The organism is Asaccharospora irregularis DSM 2635 (assembly GCF_900129815.1).
GTDB classification, from domain to species: Bacteria; Bacillota; Clostridia; order Peptostreptococcales; family Peptostreptococcaceae; genus Asaccharospora; species Asaccharospora irregularis.
The window spans coordinates 1-3,630 of record NZ_FQWX01000066.1 but is presented as its reverse complement, the minus strand read 5'-3'; the positions used below and the strand labels follow the sequence as shown (position 1 = coordinate 3,630).

General features: G+C 29.0%; 3 protein-coding genes. All 3 read left to right on the top strand.

Annotation, left to right across the window (positions count from 1 at the left end):
• Positions 1 to 330: 330 nt before the first annotated feature.
• The gene (locus BUB34_RS12780; protein ID WP_242948893.1) at positions 331 to 792 is read left to right on the top strand and encodes a DUF4365 domain-containing protein; all 462 of its coding nucleotides are present in this window, start codon (positions 331 to 333) and stop codon (positions 790 to 792) included.
• Between the two features lie 90 nt (positions 793 to 882).
• On the top strand, positions 883 to 1,422 hold the full coding sequence (locus BUB34_RS12775; protein WP_073127842.1) for a type II toxin-antitoxin system PemK/MazF family toxin: 540 nt from the start codon (positions 883 to 885) through the stop codon (positions 1,420 to 1,422).
• Positions 1,423 to 1,775: 353 nt separating this feature from the next.
• Complete coding sequence (locus BUB34_RS12770; RefSeq protein ID WP_073127840.1) at positions 1,776 to 3,398, top strand: hypothetical protein; 1,623 nt, start codon at positions 1,776 to 1,778, stop codon at positions 3,396 to 3,398.
• The last annotated feature ends 232 nt before the right edge of the window (positions 3,399 to 3,630 follow it).

The following is a 3,630-nucleotide window of genomic DNA, read 5'->3' as shown; positions in this document are numbered from 1 at the left end:
GTTCTTTATCATTTAAAAACTCAATATATTTGCCTTTTCCATATAACATCTCGGCAGCAATCTTAGCACCTTCTTGATGTCTCATTGTATTTCCCAATATGTTAAGAAGATCGAAATAAGGGACCAGAACAATTATCCAAATCCTTTTCTAAAAAAGGTAACTACATTGGAAGAATTGGATGGAGTCTTAAGTAAAGTTGAGAGTTTACTAGAAGATATGGGGTAAGATTAAAAAATTTTAGAGAAAATACATATATATCAAGTTGATAATCAAGAGAAAACAAAAGGAATGTTTAGCAGATTATAATTGAACTAGGGGGAAGTGGAAATATGCCTAATACTGGTTGGTCTAAATTAAATTCTTTGCAATTAGGGAGATATGCTGAATATTTTGCAAAGATGGAATTTGCATCCTATGGCTTAGAGGTTTATACATGTGAAGTAGATGACCATGGAATAGACTTTATAGTAAAGGATAAAACAGGACGATTTTGTGAAATTCAAGTAAAGTCCTTAAGAAATAAAGGATATGTTTTCATGGCTAAAAATAAGTTTGATATTAGCAATAAGAACTTATATTTAACATTACTACTATTTGAGGATGGAAAGAATCCTGATATTTTTCTAATTCCTTCAGCAGCCTGGGAAGTACCAAATGAGGTTTTTGTAGATAGAAATTATGATAAACCGGGACAAACTAGCAAACCAGAATATGGTGTCAATATATCTAATAAAAACTATGATATACTGGAGATATTTACGTTTGAAGAATCAATCAAAGAGTTCATTTAAGAGAAATACTATAGTGTTAACAGTTAATTGAAATCTACAAAATAATGATATATACTTATAATAAGAAATACAAAAGGGGACATTAGAAATATGCAAATTGAACTTAGCAAAACGCAAAAGATTATAAACTGGGCTACTAGAAAAATTTATTATGAAAATAGTAAAAAACACCAAAGAAATTGGACTGTTAAGCGCGGAGAAGTCTATTTTGTAGACTTAGGTGAAAATATAGGAAGTGAAGAAAATAAAATTAGACCTTGTGTAGTTCTTCAATCTAATGCTTATAACTTTAAATCACCAGTGTTTACCTGTGCAATTATATCAAATAGTAAATTAACTATACCAGATATTCAAATACCTATACAAGGAAGATATAAGTATATTAATGAAAAAAAGCAATCTTCAATTTTAACAGGAACTATTGATTTAGGGCAAATAAAAACTGTTGGTAAAGAGAGGATTTTATTGAAGGTTTGTACTCTTAAAAATGAGATTAATGATATAGATAAAAAGTTATTTAATGTTTTAGGCATATCTGATATTCTAACGAAACAGCAGAATATTATTAATTCATTAGAAGGAAAAGTAGAATACTTAACGGACAAACTAAAAAGTGTGGATAAAAGTTGACAACATGCATATACTATAGTATAATCAAGATACAGTTATAGTAGGTTTGGCGACCTACTGGCACGAAAATATTCAGATATGGCGAAGTTGGCGCTTTGTCGGTAAAGGAGCATCCTTATATTAGAGGGTGCTCTACTTATTTTTATAATGAAATAGAAAAGTCTAATCTATGTCTCAACATGATAAGTATTGACGAATTAAAATAAAGACTGATAAATAATAATAAATATTAGTGAAAGCCCAGATGTATTTGCAGGAAGATGTACTGCGAGTATATGCTGGGCTTTATTCTATTTATTACATATGATAAAATTTTTATTATACTATACGGCAACTAAAGAAAGGTGAGGAAAATGGGAGATAGAGGTGCAGAGGAATTTATAGATTCGTATAAAAGATCCATAAAATTTATACCTGTTACTATTAATGGAGAAGAAGTTAGACTGCCTATTACTTACAGCATGAATGCTGCAAAAAAGTATAGAGATGCATACGAAGGAAATAAAGACTATAGATTAGCATTCTATATAATGACTTTAGAAATAATTAATCAAAATAAGAAGTTTATAGACGGAGATAATACCATACCTAACTTAGACATAGATGATATTAGCAGTATAAATAATAGTGACTTAATAAGAATAGGACGAGGAATCATAGACAGTTCAAAATACTTAAAGGATATTGAAGTAGATTATACGGAAATTGATAGTTTCTTTGAAAAGTTTTATTTAATTAATAAGAAGGAAGATGAAGTCTATAGAGAAAAGATTTCTAAAGTTATGAAGTCTTTCAAGCCAGCAGAAATTATCCCTAGCAATATGAGACTTTTAAACCAAGTTGCAGGCATAAGAAATCAATTGGATTGGATGAATAGAAATGAAAGAATATTACAACCTGCTTTAGGGATTGTACCAAATATACAATTAAACAATAAAGCGATTGAATCAATGCAGATATATAATAATTTCATTAAAAGGAATGAGAATTTATTAAAAAATATTGGTAACATCGGATTACAGATGGAGCCCATTAATAATGTTCTTTTAAAGCATCAGAAGGCATTGGGACAGATGACTTCTGTGATTCACAGTTGGAAGGGAATATATAATCCTGCAATTATGCAATCTATGCAGAGTATTGCAATTCAAGAAAGTGCTATTAGGCAGGCTTTGTATAACCCTTTAAGACAATTTGAAAGCGCTGTTAAAGCAATTACAACTGTAACGGCTGCTGAAAAAGTATTTGCCTTTACTTCATTACAAGAAGAGGTAATGCGAATTTTTAAACCATTTCTTATTGATCTACAATCGATAAAAATAGAAAGATTAGTAGTTAAAGAGGAACTTAAAAAACAGGCAGAAACATTAGGTAGGTTTGGTTGGTGGTATATCTCTGATATCCCTGAAGAAATTATTGGAGACATTATGGAAGAGTCTGAACATCTAAATAAGGATAAAGTAGATAAAATAATATGCGATTTTTTTAAGGAAGATAATTTTTACAATCTAAATATAATGTTAGATACATGGTGTGAAACTAAGTTTTTAGCAAAGAAGTATACATTACTAGAGGAAGCGATATATTCTCATAAGAGTGGAAAATATGCATCTGCAATACAGAGTTTAATTAGTAATGGAGAAGGAATTATTAGAGATTTTATAAGAGAGACTTGTGGTTTGGCATGTAGGCAATGGGGACCAATTTATAAGGAATTTAAGAATATGATAGAAGAACTTGAGGAATTTTTGCATAAATACATTACTAATTTTATTGACTATCTTTACTTAAATTTTGATCCAAAATACCCTGAAAAAACGGATGATTTTAATAGACATAAAATTGCACATGGTGAATCTATAAATCATGGTACAGAGGCAAATTCTTTAAAAACTATACTTTATATTAATGAAATTTATCATATTTTAAATGCTCTAACAGAAAAGGAACAGAGTGAGTTGATTGGTACAATATAAAATAAAGCATTTATTTAGGAAGGCCGTTGAATACAGATAATTTTTACTCAGTAAAAGTTTGAATAAATTTTTATAATAATAAGGTAAAAATAGATCAGTAAATATAAAAAATGTCGGTTTCTTGTACCTTTTTAACCATAGACCAGCTAGTTAAAGTCAACAGTTTTTAAAAATATTTTATAATTATGTTTTTTCGTATAGCAAATAAACCATCAAATATACACGAATTTTT

What these genes read in the sequence shown, in the direction of transcription:
- BUB34_RS12780 (WP_242948893.1), top strand. Translation starts at nt 331, where the DNA reads ATGCCTAATACTGGTTGGTCTAAATTAAATTCTTTGCAATTAGGGAGA.
- BUB34_RS12775 (WP_073127842.1), top strand. Translation starts at nt 883, where the DNA reads ATGCAAATTGAACTTAGCAAAACGCAAAAGATTATAAACTGGGCTACT.
- BUB34_RS12770 (WP_073127840.1), top strand. Translation starts at nt 1,776, where the DNA reads ATGGGAGATAGAGGTGCAGAGGAATTTATAGATTCGTATAAAAGATCC.